13 protein-coding genes are annotated in these 15,084 nt (G+C 73.0%); 6 read left to right on the plus strand and 7 right to left on the minus strand.

The features are described from left to right. Both ACFYRY_RS25805 and ACFYRY_RS25810 read right to left on the minus strand, forming a co-directional pair. The gene (locus ACFYRY_RS25805) at window positions 1–282 is read right to left on the minus strand and encodes a hypothetical protein (RefSeq protein WP_389150078.1); all 282 of its coding nucleotides are present in this window, start codon (window positions 280–282) and stop codon (window positions 1–3) included. A 119-nt stretch (window positions 283–401) separates the two neighbouring features. Continuing rightward, the gene (locus ACFYRY_RS25810; protein WP_389150081.1) at window positions 402–3,569 is read right to left on the minus strand and encodes a cytochrome P450; all 3,168 of its coding nucleotides are present in this window, start codon (window positions 3,567–3,569) and stop codon (window positions 402–404) included. A 242-nt stretch (window positions 3,570–3,811) separates the two neighbouring features. Here ACFYRY_RS25810 and ACFYRY_RS25815 point away from each other — a divergent pair, with 242 nt between their 5' ends. From ACFYRY_RS25815 to ACFYRY_RS25830, 4 genes are all read left to right on the plus strand, one after another. Next, complete coding sequence (locus ACFYRY_RS25815) at window positions 3,812–4,441, plus strand: PAS domain S-box protein (protein ID WP_389150302.1); 630 nt, start codon at window positions 3,812–3,814, stop codon at window positions 4,439–4,441. 229 nt (window positions 4,442–4,670) lie between these two features. Next, on the plus strand, window positions 4,671–5,165 hold the full coding sequence (locus tag ACFYRY_RS25820) for an FBP domain-containing protein (protein WP_389150084.1): 495 nt from the start codon (window positions 4,671–4,673) through the stop codon (window positions 5,163–5,165). Window positions 5,166–5,310: 145 nt separating this feature from the next. Next, on the plus strand, window positions 5,311–6,537 hold the full coding sequence (locus ACFYRY_RS25825; protein ID WP_389150087.1) for an aromatic acid exporter family protein: 1,227 nt from the start codon (window positions 5,311–5,313) through the stop codon (window positions 6,535–6,537). Between the two features lie 167 nt (window positions 6,538–6,704). Then, window positions 6,705–7,904, plus strand: a complete 1,200-nt coding sequence (locus ACFYRY_RS25830) for a lactonase family protein (protein ID WP_389150089.1) — start codon at window positions 6,705–6,707, stop codon at window positions 7,902–7,904. On the opposite strand, the gene ACFYRY_RS25835 is transcribed toward ACFYRY_RS25830, so the two are convergent. Together ACFYRY_RS25835 and ACFYRY_RS25840 are read right to left on the minus strand one after the other, a co-directional pair. After that, complete coding sequence (locus tag ACFYRY_RS25835; protein WP_389150092.1) at window positions 7,872–8,594, minus strand: DUF2470 domain-containing protein; 723 nt, start codon at window positions 8,592–8,594, stop codon at window positions 7,872–7,874. The genes ACFYRY_RS25830 and ACFYRY_RS25835 overlap by 33 nt on opposite strands. 87 nt (window positions 8,595–8,681) lie before the next feature. Further along, window positions 8,682–9,629 carry a LysR family transcriptional regulator gene (locus tag ACFYRY_RS25840; protein WP_389150095.1) on the minus strand — a complete coding sequence of 316 codons (948 nt, stop codon included), beginning with the start codon at window positions 9,627–9,629 and terminating at the stop codon, window positions 8,682–8,684. A 96-nt stretch (window positions 9,630–9,725) separates the two neighbouring features. On the opposite strand from ACFYRY_RS25840, the gene ACFYRY_RS25845 reads away from it, so the two are divergent. Further along, the gene (locus ACFYRY_RS25845) at window positions 9,726–10,886 is read left to right on the plus strand and encodes a nuclear transport factor 2 family protein (protein WP_389150098.1); all 1,161 of its coding nucleotides are present in this window, start codon (window positions 9,726–9,728) and stop codon (window positions 10,884–10,886) included. A 4-nt stretch (window positions 10,887–10,890) separates the two neighbouring features. On the opposite strand, the gene ACFYRY_RS25850 is transcribed toward ACFYRY_RS25845, so the two are convergent. Further along, a complete protein-coding gene (locus tag ACFYRY_RS25850) occupies window positions 10,891–11,499 on the minus strand; it encodes a TetR/AcrR family transcriptional regulator (RefSeq protein WP_389150101.1) in 609 nt (202 codons plus the stop codon). A gap of 107 nt (window positions 11,500–11,606) precedes the next feature. On the opposite strand from ACFYRY_RS25850, the gene ACFYRY_RS25855 reads away from it, so the two are divergent. Then, window positions 11,607–13,217 carry a cytochrome P450 gene (locus ACFYRY_RS25855; RefSeq protein WP_389150104.1) on the plus strand — a complete coding sequence of 537 codons (1,611 nt, stop codon included), beginning with the start codon at window positions 11,607–11,609 and terminating at the stop codon, window positions 13,215–13,217. On the opposite strand, the gene ACFYRY_RS25860 is transcribed toward ACFYRY_RS25855, so the two are convergent. Together ACFYRY_RS25860 and sigJ are read right to left on the minus strand one after the other, a co-directional pair. After that, on the minus strand, window positions 13,179–14,009 hold the full coding sequence (locus ACFYRY_RS25860) for a pentapeptide repeat-containing protein (protein ID WP_389150106.1): 831 nt from the start codon (window positions 14,007–14,009) through the stop codon (window positions 13,179–13,181). The two genes, ACFYRY_RS25855 and ACFYRY_RS25860, sit on opposite strands and share 39 nt — an antisense overlap. Window positions 14,010–14,090: 81 nt before the next feature. Then, the gene (gene sigJ / locus ACFYRY_RS25865) at window positions 14,091–15,002 is read right to left on the minus strand and encodes an RNA polymerase sigma factor SigJ (protein ID WP_389150109.1); all 912 of its coding nucleotides are present in this window, start codon (window positions 15,000–15,002) and stop codon (window positions 14,091–14,093) included. Window positions 15,003–15,084 lie beyond the last annotated feature (82 nt).

Below are 15,084 nucleotides of genomic sequence, written 5' to 3' on the forward strand. Positions count from 1 at the left end.
TCAGCCGGTGGGTTCGTCCGGTACCGGGTGCTCGGGGTCCACGGCGCCCGAGTGCGGGGCGCCCCGCCTGCCCGTCCCCGACTCGTCGGTGTCGGGGACGTCGGTGGCCTCCTCGTCGGAGTCCCCGAGGTCGTCGGCCTCGGTGGTGTCAAGGGTGTCGCCCCGTGCGCGACCGGCGCCCACCTCCCAGGGGTCCTCGCCGTCGTGCGCCTGCTGGTCCGGCAGGTCACGCGGTACGGGCTCACCGTTCTCACCAGGTCCTTCGCTGCGGTGCTCGTCCACGACGCACTCCCTTCGTGGGTTTGGGGGCGACACGCGAGTACCTCCGAGCTGATCAGCGAAACGTGAGCGTGGCGCCGGCCCGTCCGGGCCGGGAGCGGTCGCCAGGGGGTGTCCCCCGGTCAGCCGGCCGCGTACACGTCCTCGACGTATCGGCCGTCCCGCACCAGCTCGTCGAGCCACCGCTCGGCGGACGACTCGTCGGCGTCCGGTGTGCGCTCGCGGTACAGGGTGCGGAACGCGTCCCGCACGCCCGGCGCCATGCGCGAACCGTCGCCGCAGACGTGGACCCGGGCGCCCGCGTCGAGCAGTTCCCAGACCTCGTCGGCCTCGGCCGTGACACGGTGCTGCACGAAGGTCGCTCCGGCCTCGGGGGCGGCACTGAAGGCGGGGCGCAGCCGTACCGCACCGGCGGTCTCCGCGGCGCGCAGTTCGTCGGCGTGCAGGAAGTCGGCGTCGGGGGCGTCGCAGCCGAAGTAGCACAGCGCGGGCGGGAGTTGCTCGCCCCGGCCCAGGGCGGCGACCCGGTCGGCGACGGCTCCGCGGAAGGGAGCCAGACCGGTGCCGGCCGCGATCATGACGACCGGTCGGGTGTGGTCGACCCGGAACGCCTCCCGGCAGGGCTGGACGCGGGCCAGGACGGTGTCCCCTGGCTGCACGCCGACGAGATAGCCGGAGCCGACGCCCCGGTAGGTGCCCAGTTGGGAGCGGGCGGGTGCCTCCAGGAGGGAGACCATCAGGTCGACGTGCCCGGGGGCGGCCGCCGGGGACGAGGACACCGAGTAGTGGCGCGGGCGCAGCGGCACGAGGAGGTCGAGCAGGGCGGGCCAGTCGAGGGTGCCGCGCAGGGCGGGGTAGGACTCGAAGAGTTCCACCAGCGTGCGCGGGTCGTCCACCAGGGCGGCCAGTTGGGCTCGTTCCGGCGGGCAGGGGTTGGCGGCGGCCAGCGCGGACAGCTGCTCGGCCGTCGGGCGCTGCTGCAACTCCACGTGCAGGGTGAACAGTTGACGTACCGTCACCGGGCGGTCGACGGCGAGTCCGTCGCGGCGCGGGCGGGTGGGACGGATGTCCAGTACGACGTCGAGGTCGACACCGAAGGCGTCCGCGGCCCGCTCGACGAGCGCCTTGTCGTTGGTGGGGAGGACGGTGACGTGGTCGGCGGTGCGGTAGGTGGTGCCGGCCGGGAGGGCGAGCCGGACGAACCGCTTGACGCGGGGGTGGCCGGGCGCGGTGAGGTCGTACGCCTCCGTCACGGTCATCGGGACCAGGTCGTGCCGCTCGGCCAGGGCGTCCAGCGGACCGCCGGCCAGGGCCCGGACCTCGTACCCGGCGGTCGGCTCCGGTGCGGCGGCACCGTGGGAGTCCGGGTCGCCGTACACCTCGAGAAGCGCGGTGCGCAGCCCGGCGGTGAAGGCGCGGACGGCACCGGTGAGGTCGCCGGAGGCGTCCGCGGCCGCGCGCTCCAGGAGGCGGGTGGCGCCGAGGTCCCCGAGGCGTTCGTCGATGCGGGTCGGGACGTGCTGGTAGGTCGCGGCCCAGTTGCGGTCGCCGACGCCGAGGACGGCGTAGCGGATGCCGGTCGCGTCGGCGAGTTCGTCGAGCCGGGCGGCGAACTGGCGGGCGTCGTCCGTGGGTTGACCGTTGTAGGAGGCCGCGGTGATCACGACCGGGCGGTCCGTGGGGAGGTGCCCGGCGTACGCGTCCAGGGGTGCGACCTCCGTCTCGCAGCCCAGTGCGGCGGCCTCGTCGGCGAGTTGGGCGGCGAAGTCGCGGCAGGTGCCGTAGTTGCTGCCGTGCAGGAAGAGGGCGCGGGTGCCGGGGCGGACCCGGGCCGGGAGACCGGTCTCGGCGGAGGTGTCGTCGGCGGTGGCCGGGACCGCTCCCGGCAGGGGCGGGTGGGCGCGGTCGGCGGCGGTGCGCGGCGCCAGGGTGAGGGTGAGGCCGTCCGGCTTGAGGGTGAGGGTCTCCTTGACGGTGAGCCGGTAGTCGGCGTGGTCGTTCAGCCGGTAACGGTGCACCAGCATGGCCAGCAGCATGGTGGCCTCGTGCAGGGCGAACTGCCGCCCGATGCAGGCGCGTTCGCCGGTGCCGAAGGGCTTGAAGGCGTGCGGTGAGCGGGCCGCCTCCGCTTCGGGCGTGAAGCGGGAGGGGTCGAACAGCTCGGGATTGTCGCCCCACACCGGTTGCCGGTGCAGCATCGGCGCGATCACGGTGAGGGCCTGTCCGGCACGCAGCGGGATGCGCCCGCCGAGCAGGGTGTCCTCGCGGGCCTGCCGGGTGAAGGCGGCGGCGGTCGGCCACAGCCGCAGGGCCTCGTTGAGGACCTGGCGGGTGTAGGTGAGCCGCCCGACCTCGTCGAAGGTCGGCTCGGGGTCGGCGGTGTCGCCCCACAGCTGGTCCACCTCGCGCTGGACGAGCTGGAGCACGGCCGGGTGCTTGGCCAGGTAGTACATCGCGAAGGACATCGCGCCGGAGGTGGTCTCGTGTCCGGCGATCAGGAAGGTGATGACCTGGTTGCGGATGTTGGTGGTGTCGAGGGTGGTGCCGTCGGCGGGGTGCGCGGCGGTGAGCATGAGTCCGAGGAGGTCATCGGCACCGGTCTCACCGGAGGCCACCCGGGCGCTGATCACGTCGTCGACGACCTGCGCCAGATACCCGGCGTCCGCGCGGAACGCCTCGTCGGCGGCCGCGTAGTCGCCCCCGGGGGTGCGGGCCAGGCGGGTCATCGCCCACTCCAGGCAGCGCACCATCGACTCGACGAAGGGGTGCGGCTCGTCCCGGTCGAAGGAGCCGAAGTCGTAGCCGAACCCGGCGAGCCCGATGGTGTCGAGGGTCATCCGGGTCATGTCGTCGGGGATGTTCACGGGCTGCCCGGTGCGGGTGGCCCGGTCCCAGGAGCCGATCAGGCGCTGGGCGACGCGCAGCATCACCGGGTGGTAGGTGCGCATCGAGCCGAGCGCGAAGGCGGGCATCAGGATGTCGTGGGCCTTGGCCCAGTTGGGCTCGTCGTTGTACGCGGTGAACAGTCCGTCGGCGGCGAACTCGCGGACGTTCTCCAGCGCGGGCCCGATGGCCTTGGCGAACCGGGTCTCGTCGGCGAGTTCGGTGACCAGGTCGAGGTCGGCGACGAAGGTGACGTCCCGCCCGTGCAGCCGTCGTACGAGCACGGGACCGTGTTCCCGCATCAGTTCCATCGCCTGCTGGAGAGGGGCGCGGCCGGGGCCGGTGGCGGAGATGTCGACGAGGGGAACGCCGGGGAGGGACGACGCGGTCTGCGCGGTGGGGGGCATGGCGCGGCAACTGCCTTTCGCGGTACGGGAGTACTGCGATCCAGGTTGATCCACCGAGCCTGCCGGTCCGTACCGACCGCCTACATGATTGTGTAGTACATGCGGGCGCGTCGCCCTTGCGCCGGGCGGCCCGCCGTGGCAGGGCGCGGCCTTCGGGGCGGTGAGTGTCGGCACCGAGGCGGGAGGAGGTGCGGGTGGACACGGACCGGCGGTCAGCCGTGGTGTGGCGCAACCGCGCCCTGATGCTCTTCGACCGGGTGTCGATGCCGGTCGCGGTGTGTGACGTCTACGGCGCCGTCCTGCTCGCCAATCCCGCGATGGCGGCCGAGTGCGGTACGACCCCGGGGCGGTTGCGCGGCCGTGAGGTCCTCGAGCTGTTCCGGCCGCAGGAGGTGACCCAGGTGGACCGGATCGCGCAGGCCCTGCGGCTGCGGCACCGGTCGCGCTATGAGGTGTCGGTGCGCTGGGAGACACCCGGCGGCGACGAGCGGTACGGGGAGCTGACCGCGGACCCGGTGAGCGACACCGTCGAGGAGACGCCCGCCCTGCTGGTGATGCTGCGGGTCCGTGGCGGGCGCGCGCACCGTGCCGAGGAACCCGTGCGGGTGACCGCGACGGAGGCCCGGATCCTGGCACTCCTCGCCGGCGGGGCGACCACGGCCCGGGCGGCCCGCGAGACGGGCCTGACGACCGACGGCGTCACATATCACCTGCGGCGCCTGTCCGCGCGTTGGGCCGCGGGCAACCGTACCGAACTGGTCGCCCGCGCTTACGCGCTGGGGGTGCTGGCCCCGGGCGTCTGGCCCCCGACACCTGCCGCGGAGCCCTCGAAGGCCGGCGCCTTCTCCACGGACCCGAGGCCCGCGGAATAGGCCGAGGCCTCGCAGCGGGCGGCGTGAGGACGCGACCCGGGCCCCGGCGACACGGCCGGCAGCGACCTCAGCCGCCCGTGCCACTTGACGGGGCAGGGCAGCAGTCGGGCCGCCGTCTCGACGTGGTCCGACGTCCTCGAAATCCATTGGCCTCTCCCGACTGGGCCTGAGTACTGTAGCCGCTAACCTAGTCGCCCTAGGTTTCACCGCGATCCCCAGGAGACACCTCATGAGACCACTCACCGAGCAGGACATCCGCACCTCGTTCGTCAACTGCTCGAAGGGGGAGGCCAAACGCCTGGCCACGCCCCGGGAGCTCGACGAACTCCCCTGGGATCACCTGGACTTCCTCGGCTGGCGGGATCCGGGCGCGCCCGACCGCAGCTATCTGGTCGCCGAACGGGACGGGGCACTCGTCGGCGTGACGCTGCGGTTCCCGTCCTCACGGCGGGGGTTCCTGCACCGCAGCATGTGCTCCCTGTGCCTGACCACCCACCCCGGAGGCGGCGTCTCCCTGATGACGGCCCGCAAGGCCGGTCCGGCGGGCCGCGAGGGCAACTCCGTCGGCCTGTACATGTGCACCGACCTGGCCTGTTCCCTGTATGTGCGGGGCAGGAAGGTGCCGGGCGGCGGGTCCCGGCTGGAGGAGAGCCTCACCGTGGCGCAGCAGATCGCCCGCACGACGGACAACCTGTCCGCCTTCCTCGACAAGCTGTACGACTAGGACGCCACCACCCCGGACTGACCCACCGGCCGTGCCGCAGCGGTACGGCACACTGTGGTGGCGGAACGACGACCTTCGCTTTCTTGCGGACAGTTCCGGTCCAATACGTACCTCCGGTACATATGCGGAAGGGAACAGCCCGAGGATGCGAGATGTACGTGAGTGGACGGCGTCCCTCGTGCGGGTCGGGAAGCTGAATGACCCGGTGGTCGTCCGGGCGCTGCGGTCGGCCGCCGCCGCGACGGTCGCCTACGTCATCGCGTTGCGCCTCAGCCCCGAGGCCGCGCCGCTCACCGCGCCGCTGACGGCGCTGCTGGTCGTCCAGGTCACGCTCTACTCCACGCTCACCACCGGTGTCCGCCGGGTGAACTCCGTGGTGGCCGGGGTCCTGGTCGCCATCGCCTTCAGCCTGCTGGTGGGGCTGACCTGGTGGAGTCTCGGGCTGCTGATCGTGGCGGCGCTCGCCGTCGGGCATCTGGTGCGGGTCGACGAGTTCGTGAACGAGGTGGCGATCAGCGCGATGCTGGTCCTCGGCGTCACGACCGTCGGGGACACGGCGTGGGCTCGCGTACTGGAGACGCTGATCGGCGCGGTCGTCGGGCTCGGCTGCAATCTGCTGCTCGCTCCCCCGGTGTGGGTGGGTGAGGCCGGGGAGTCGATCGAGGGGCTGGCCCGTCGGGTCAGACAGCTGATGCTGCGCATGGGCGAGGAGGCCTCGGGTCTGACGCCCGTCGAGCACGCGACGGAGCGGTTGCACGAGGCGCGCCGCCTCGATCACGACATCGTCGAGGTGGACGCGGCCCTGCGGCAGGCCGAGGACAGTCTGCGGCTCAATCCCCGGGTGCGGGAGGGACTGCTGCACCGGGTGGTGCTGCGTACGGGGCTGGACACCCTGGAGATCTGCACGGTCGTGCTGCGGGTGCTCGCGCGCACCTTCACCGACCTCGCGAAGAAGCGCGATCCCGACCCGCTGTTCGCACCGGCGACCGGTGCCGCCGTGGAACGGCTGCTGTCGGAGATCGCCGACGCTGTGGTCAGCTTCGCGGTGCTGGTCACCTCGCCGGTGAGCCTGAACGCGGACGCGGCGGAGTCCCGGCTGACCGCCGAACTGCGGCAGGCCGCGGCCACCCGCGACAAGCTGGCGCGGCTGCTCCTGGAAGAGGTCAAGCGCGACGCGAGCCAGTGGCAGTTGCAGGGCGCGGTGCTGACCGAGGTGAATCGCATCCTCGACGAGCTGGACACCGAGCACCGCTCGCGCCGGCTGCTGGAGGAGCTGGACCGTACCGCCCGCGAGCAGCGGGAACGCATGCCGCGGCTCACCCGGCTGCGGGAGAGCCTGCGGGTGCCCGAGCAACTGCGTCGCGACCGCTAGTGCCCGGCCGCCGTCCTCGCCGCGGGCCGTTCTCCGGCCCGAAGCCGGCACGGCTGAGGCGTACGGCCGCGTCCCGTGCGATGCCAGGTGCCGTTGTTGCGTCTGACAGGTGATCCACGTCAAGGTGACTGTCACGGCCCGAACGAACGAGAACCTGAGGTGGAGACATGGACCGGGGCGGCTGGACCAGGCGGCGCTTCGTCGGTGCCCTGACGGGGACGGCCGCCGGAGCGGCGCTGCCCGCCTGCGGCACCGAGTCGGGGGATGACGCCGCCTCCGCTCCCGAGGCGAGTGCGAGCCCCAGCGCCTCGGCCGCGCCGAGCACGACCCCGCGTCCCGCCGGGCCCCAGCCCCTGTACCTCGGCACCTACACCACGGTCGAAGGCGGCGGCACGGGTATCGGCCTCGCCACCTACGACGCCGACAGTGGCCGTATCAAGAGCATCGGGACCATCACCCGGGTGGCCAATCCCTCGTACCTCGCCGCGCACCCCGACGGCCGCACCCTGTACGCGGTGAACGAGCGCGACGACGGCGCGGTGACCGCCGTACGACTGGCCGACCGCACGATCCTGGCGGCCCGGAGCACGGGCGGCGCGGGGCCCTGCCATCTGTCCGTGCATCCGGGCGGGCGCTGGCTGCTGAGCGCGAACTACGGCTCCGGCAGCGTGGCCGTGCATCCCATCGACGCCTCGGGCTCGCTCGGTGAACGCACCGACCTGGTCACGCACTCCCGTCCGGCGCCCGGGCCGGGCCAACAGGGCCCGCACGCACACCAGTTCATCACGAGTCCGGACGGCGGTCATGTGCTCGCCGTCGACCTGGGCACGGACACCGTGTACACCTACCGGCTGGACGAGCGCACCGGAAAGCTCACCGAGGTCGCGCAGGCCCACACCCGTCCCGGCGCCGGGCCGCGCCACCTCACGTTCCACCCCAAGGGCCGGTACGCCTACCTGGCGAACGAGGTCGACAACACGGTCGCGGTCTGCGCCTACGATCCGGACACCGGCCGCCTCACCGTGGGCGGGGCCCAGTCGACGGGCACGGGGTCCGGCACCAACTACCCGGCCCAGTTCCTGGTGACCTCGAACGGGCGGTACGCCTATCTGGCCAACCGGGGCCACAACAGCATCACGCGCTACGCGGTGGAGGCGGACGGTGCCCGGCTCAGGCTGCTGGACACGGTGCCGGTGTCCGGCGACTTCCCCCGGCAGATCGCCTTCTCACCGGACGGGGGGCTGCTGTTCGCGGCGAACCAGAAGTCGTCCACCGTCAGCGTATTCCAGGTGAGCGCGAACGGAGAACTCCGGCTGACGGGCGAGCCGTTCGCCTCACCCGTCGCCGTCTGCGCGCTGCCGCTGTAGCGCCCGCGGGCAGGAGGCGGCGGCCTGGGTGAGCAGGACGTGCATGCGTTCGGTGAGCCCGGTGACGTCGTCGGCGGGCGCGTGGAACGCCAGTCGTACGTCGCCGTGGGAGCGGACGCGCTCGATACGCAGCGTCAGTCCGTGCCGGTCGACCGCCAGGGGCTGTACGCGGACCGCGCCGTGCAGGCTGTCGGGGTCGACGAGCCGGGTGAGCCGCTCGACCGCGTCGGCGTGGCAGTCGGCGAGGTGGGTGAGCAGCCGGGCCTCGGCGGTGGCGAGCGGGTCGGGCGCGGCGGCGGCGAACTCGCCGGGGTCGACGACGACCTCGCCCGACGCCCCGCGCAGTACCACGCGCGTGGCCCGGAACGCCAGCCGGCCGTCCTCGGGAACGAACCAGCCGGCCATCCAGAGCCGGGCGCGGATCCGGCTGCGCACCGGGACGGGCGCGGCATCGGCGAACTCCAGTACGGCCGAGGCCTCGCCGCGGGGCGCGCAGATCGCCGCCGCGAGCAGCCTGCTGTCCTCGGGTGCCTCCAGAAGCACCCGGCCGTCCTCGGTCGCGCTGTGCGCGCCGACGAACTCCTCCCGTCCGCCGTCCGCGGTCACCGCGCAGGACCACGCGGCGGCGAGCACCGATCGGGCCCGTTCCGCCGCGGAAGGCGCGGCTGTCCAGCTCTGGCTGTCACCCATCCGAAACCTCCTAAGGTAAGGCTCACCTAACTTATCGAAGATCGGCGGTGAAGCCAACCATGGGGGCCGAGAGTGAGCCGGGCGCGTTCAAGCACTTCCCACCCCAGGTCCGGCGGACCGGTGATCCCGGCCCGCGGCCCGGGCCGGATGGACCGACGCGAAGGCCGTGACGAGCAGGTCGAGCAGGGGTGCCGCGCGGGGGTGCGGGTCCCGGCGGGGGGTGATCGCGTAGATGCCTCGGGTCGGAGGATCCACGAGGCCGACCGTGGTGACATCGGCCCGCAGCGCGCGCCTCAGCACTCCGGGGATCAACGCGATGGCGTGGCCGGTGGCGACCAGCGCCAGCTTGCCGGGCAGGTCGGCCGCGGTGAGGTCGATGGTGGCGGCGACTCCGGCACGGGCGGCCTGCTGACGCAGGAGCGCCGCCGAGCCGTCGTTGTCCTCGACCCAGGCCTGGTCGGCCAGCTCCCGGATGTGTACCGGCCCTCGCTCGGCCTGCGGATGGCCGGCGGGCAGGACGACGACCATCTCGTCCAGCCCGAGGTACCGGCGTTCGACCCGCGCGTCGACGGCCAGCCCCGGCGGTGCGTCGGTGACGAGGGCGATGTCGAGATCGCCGGCGATCACGCGGTCGTGGAGGTGTGCGCTCAGCGCCGGGAGCAGGCTCCACCGGAGGGGCCCGGTCCGCTGCAACAGGCTCCGGACGGCCTCGGGGACCATCCCGGCGGCGAGAGACGGCGTCGCTCCGACGGCCAGCGGCCGATCACCCACCCCGTCGCGAACGTCCCGTACCGCGCGCACGGCGCGGTCGGCCTCGTTGAGCGTGGCCAGGGCATGGCGCCGGAACACCTCACCGGCCGGCGTCGGGCGCACACCGCGCGCGTGGCGCTCCACCAGGGGCACGCCGAACTGCCGCTCCAGTCCGGCGATCTGCCGGGAGACGGCCGACTGGGTATGACTCAGCTCGACTGCCGCCGCCGACAGCGACCCGACCCGGCACACGGTCACGAAAGTTCGCCACACAGCCAAATCCATGGCCGCAGTATGCCCAGCCGGTATGCGCGCCCCGCAGGGCGGGCATGCGAAATATGCGCTTGTCGCAACCCTCGAAGATCCACCAGGGTGGCGCGCATGACCACACCACCGCACACGATCGCCGTCCTCGGTCTGGGGCGCATGGGCGGCGCGATCGCGACCCGGCTGGCCGCCCAGGACCGGGACGTCGTCGGCTGGACACGCTCGGGGCGCGCATCGGGCACCGTCAAGATGACCGCCGACCCGAACGAGGCCGTGGCCCGGGCCGATCTCGTACTGCTGGCACTGTTCGACGGTCCGGCCTGCCGGCAGGTCCTCGACGACGTCCGTGACTCGCTGCGCACGGGCACGATCGTGCTGAACACCAGCACCATCGCTCCCGCCGAAGCATCGAGACTGGCCCGGCGACTCGGCCCGTCCTACGTCCACGCGCCCGTGCTCGGCTCCGTTCCGGCTGCCGTCGCCGGAGCCCTGCAGATTCTCGCCGCCGCGGACCAGGACGTGCTCGACCGGGTCCGCCCGGTTCTGGAGACACTGGGCACCGTCCGGCAGGTGGACGACGCCTCCACCGCCGCCGCACTCAAGCTGATCGCCAACCACAGCCTCGCCGGTGCCGTGCTCGCGCTGCGTGACTCACTGCGGCAGGCCGACGCCCTCGGCCTGCCCCGTACCCAGACGCTGGACGTCCTCGAACTCGGCCAGCTCGGCGGGCTCGTGGCCCGCAAGCGAGCCTTCCTCCTCGGCGAGACGCCCACTGCCACGGCCGAGTTCACGATCGGCGCGCTGGCCAAGGACATGGCGTTGCTCACCACCGCGTCGGACACCCCGCTGCGCGGCGCGGCCGGCCTGACCGACGCCGCTGCCGACCTGGAGGCCGACATCGCCGTCGCGGCCACGGCCCCCGCCGTGGCGGACGCCGTGCTCGAACCGCTCCGCGCCTACATCCGCGGCCACGCCACCGGCGACCCCGCCCACTTCCGCGACGCGTTCCTGCCCACCGCTCACATCGAAGGGCTGCGGGACGGCGCGTTCGTCTCCTGGCAGGTGGACGAGTACTGCTCCCTCTTCACCGGCCGGCCGGCCCCGGACGAACCGACCCGCTCCCGCCGTATCGACGCCGTCGACGTCCACGGCACCGTCGCGACGGCCACCATGACGCTTTCGCACGGGGCGGACACGTTCACCGACATCTTCCTGCTGGTTCGCGCCGACGGCAGGTGGCGCATCGCCAACAAGGCCTATCACCGCCACTCCTGAGAGCTCAGGGCGCGATGACGCCCAGCAGTGCCCGTGCGCACAGGTCCCGCACCTGGTCGTGGGAGAGGTTCGAGCCGCGCAGCCACTCCAGGCAGACGGCGGTGGTGAAAGCCAGCCAGCCCCGGACGGCCAGGGCGAGGTCGGGGCGCGTACCCAGGAGGGGACCGAACTCGGGGTCCGCGACGAGCGCGGCGAGGATCTGGCGCTCCTGCGCGGCCAGCGCCCGCCGGTAGACCCCGCGTACCGTGCGGTCGCCGGCCGCGTCGGCACGGTGGAAGGCGCGGTAGCCGTGCGCGTGGGCCCTGACGTATTCCAGGTACGTGTCCAGGCCGGCGGTGAGTTGCTCACGGACCGGCACGCCGGGAACGGCCTGGGTCATGCGCAGCATGCGCGCGCTCTCATGCTCGACGACCGCCGCGAAGAAGTCCCGTTTGGTGGGGAAGTAGTGGTAGAGCAGTCCGCGTGAGACGCCCGCGATCTCGGCGACCTGTTCGATGCGGACCTCGTCGTAGGGACTGTCCGAGAACAGTCGCGCGCCCACCGAGAGCAGCTGCCCCCTGCGCTCCTCGGTGCTGAGCCGACGGCGCGCGCGCTCGCCCTGTTCCGCGGACATGCCCGCACTTTACTTGACCTCGATTCACTAGCGGGACGAGACTGAGGCGCTATTGAACCCGTGTACAACATGGTCGAACCCACGCCTGGATCAAGGGAGTTGGCGTCATGGCGGATACGAGGACGGGCAACGTGCTGCCGAAGGGATTCCGTGGCGCCGAGCTCGGCTGGCCCGAGTTGCGCCGCATCCCGCACCCGCCCCGTCGGCTGCCCCTGCTGGGTGACGTGCTCGGCGCCAGCGGGCGCGCACCGCTGCAGGACACCCTCCGCCACGCCCGCAGGCTCGGGCCGATCTTCCGGCGCAAGGCCTTCGGCCGGGAGTTCGTGTTCACCTGGGGCGCGGACCTCGTGGCCGACCTGGCGGACGAGTCCCGGTTCGCCAAGCACGTGGGGCTCGGGGTGGCCAATCTGCGGCCGGTGGCCGGGGACGGGCTGTTCACGGCGTACAACCACGAGCCCAACTGGCAGCTGGCGCACGACGTCCTGGCTCCCGGCTTCAACCGGGAGGCCATGGAGGGCTACCACGCGATGATGGTGGCGGTGGCCGGCCGGCTCACCGACCACTGGGACCGCGAGCTGACCGCGGACCGGGCGGTGGACGTGCCCGGGGACATGACCAAGCTGACCCTGGAGACGATCGCGCGGACCGGCTTCGGGCACGACTTCGGTTCCTTCGAACGCTCCCGCCCGCATCCCTTCGTGACCGCGATGGTGGGCACCCTCACCTACGCGCAGCTCCTCAACACCGTGCCTTCCCCGCTGCTGCTGCGGGCGGCCGCCCGTCGCAACCAGGCCGACGTCGCCCACCTCAACCGCACCGTGGACGAGCTGATCCGGGTCCGGCGCGCGGGCGGCGGCGGGAGGGGGGACCTGCTGGACCGGATGCTGGACACGACGCATCCGGAGACCGGGAAGCGGCTGTCGACCGAGAACGTCCGGCGTCAGGTCATCACGTTCCTGATCGCGGGCCATGAGACCACCTCCGGTGCGCTCTCCTTCGCCCTGCACTACCTCTCCCGCCACCCCGAGGTCGCCGCCCGCGCCCGTGCCGAGGTGGACCAGGTGTGGGGCGGGGCCGAGGCGCCCGGCTACGACCAGGTGGCCAAGCTGCGGTATGTGCGCCGGGTGCTGGACGAGTCGCTGCGGCTGTGGCCGACGGCGCCCGCCTTCGCCCGGGAGGCCCGCGAGGACACCGTGCTGGCCGGGGCGCATCCGATGCGGCGGGGCGCGTGGACGCTGGTCCTGCTGCCGATGCTGCACCGGGATCCCTCGGTCTGGGGCGCCGACGCGGACCGGTTCGACCCGGACCGCTTCGAGGCGAAGGCCATACGGTCCCGGGCGCCCCACACCTACAAACCGTTCGGGACCGGGGCGCGGGCCTGCATCGGCCGACAGTTCGCGCTGCACGAGGCCACACTGGTCCTCGGCCTGCTGCTGCGCCGCTACGAGTTCCGGGCCGACCCGGCGTACCGGCTGCGGGTGGCCGAACGGCTCACCGTGATGCCGGAGGAGCTGCGGCTGCGGCTGGAACGGCGGTCCGACCCGGCGAAGGTCCCGGCCGAAGTCCGTACGTCCGTTGCCGCCGCCGCACCGGAGGGCCGGCGGTCTCGCCCCGCCGATGTCTCCCCCGGGGCCCGCCCCCGGGGCGGGTCTCCCGCGGCGGACGGGTCCGAGGCTCCGTCAGGGCCGCGGTGTCCAGTGCACCGGGCGGGTGACTGACCCGGGAAGGCGGGTGCCGGGACCGCCCCTGGCCGCGTTCAGCTGGGGCTGGGTGAGGAAGAAGGCGCCGGTCAGGTCCGCGTCCGTGAGGTCGGTGTCGCGCAGGTCGGCGCCTATCAGGTCCGCCGCGCGCAGGTCGGCGCCGGTGAGGTCGGCGGCGATGAGGTAGGCGCCCCGCAGGTTGGCACCCCTGAGGTCGGCGCCCTTGAGGCGGGCCCCCATCAGGTCCGCGCCCCGGCGGTTCTTCTTCCGGCCGCCCACGCCTGCCCGTACCAGCTCGCTGGCCCGCAGCAGCAGGACGTTCACCTCCTGCCGGTGCTCCCCCACGTCCAGGGCGTCGAGTTCCTCCGGGGTTCCACGGGTGAGGGCCTCGGTCCGCTCCAGCGCCTCGCGCAGGTCGGCGTGGACCGGGCGGGCCGCCGGGAGGGTGAGGGCCTCGGTGAGGTACCAGAGCAGTTCGTGGAGCTGGCGGACGACCGGGAACACGTCGACCATGCGCCGGGCCTGCTCGCGCGGGCCGGTGCGCCAGTCCTGGCCACCGAAGGTGACCTGCGAGACCTTCTGGCCGGCGCCGAAACAGTCGTAGACCGTGCAGCCGTTGAACCCCTTCGTCCGCAGGTCGGCGTGGATGCCGCAGCGGTGGTCGCCCCGAAGGTTCGGGCAGGGCTGCCCCGCCTCCTTGTCGAGGGCGAAGTCCGCCGAGGCGGCGAACGGCAGGGCGACGCAGCACAGGCCGAAGCACGCCTCGCAGTCGCCACGCAGGTCGGCCCGGTCCGTCAAGTGGTCTCGCATCCCACCAGCGTACTTACCCGCACGTCAGGAGCGGCCACCCGCCCGCGTGCCCCACGGGCACACCCGCCGGGGCCGCCTGAGTCAGCCGAGATCGAGGGTGTCCGGCAGATCGAGCTCCGCGAGGCGCTCGGGGTCGGCCAGGATGTACATCTCGACGATCCGGCCGTCGGCGACGGTGGCGCCCATGACCGCCTGCAACCGCCCGTCCGGCGCGTTGACCATGCCGACCGCGCCGTTGACGAGTGCCATCCGGGCGAACGGCGCGAACTGCCGGAACAGCATGGCCTGTTCGGCCACCGCCCGCGCCCCGCGCACCAGCTTCGAGGCGGCCGCGCCGCCGACCAGGGCGCCGGAGTCGACCCGCAGCACGATGTCCGGGTGCAGCACCGCGAGCAGCGCGTCGAAGTCGCCCGCCACGGAGGCCGCCATGAAGGCGTCGACGACCGCGCGCTGGCGGCCGAGGTCCCGGTCGGCCGAGGGAGTGGCCCCCTGGACGCGACGCCGGGCGCGGCTGGCGAGTTGGCGGGTCGCGGCCGCACCGCGGTCCAGGATCGGGGCGATCTCGTCGAAGGGCACGGCGAACATGTCGTGCAGCACGAACGCGAGCCGCTCGGCGGGCTCCAGCGTCTCCAGGACGATCATGAGGGCGAGGCCCACCGAGTCGGCCTGGAGGACCTCCTGTTCCGGGTCGGCCCGGTCCAGGGACCGGACGAGGGGGTCGGGGATGAAGGTGTCGTCCAGCGGGTCCTCGCGGCGTGCGGTGCGCGAGCGCAACAGGTCGAGGCAGACCCGGCCGACCACGGTGGTCAGCCAGCCGCCGAGGTTGCGGATCTCCCCCGCGTCGACGCGGCCCAGCTTCAGCCAGGTCTCCTGGACGGCGTCCTCGGCCTCGGCCAGCGAGCCGAGCATGCGGTAGGCCACCGCCCGCAGGTGCCCGCGGTGTTCCTCGAAGCGGTCCGCCAGCAGTTCCGTCTCGCTCACGCCGTCCCCCATGCCATCCCCATACCCAGCCCGGTGCCGTGCGAGGCCTGATGATCCAACCACGTCGTCCGTGTCGACAGGGGAACGACTCCCC

This window comes from Streptomyces sp. NPDC005263, from assembly GCF_042872365.1.
In the GTDB taxonomy this organism is placed as follows: Bacteria; Actinomycetota; Actinomycetes; order Streptomycetales; family Streptomycetaceae; genus Streptomyces.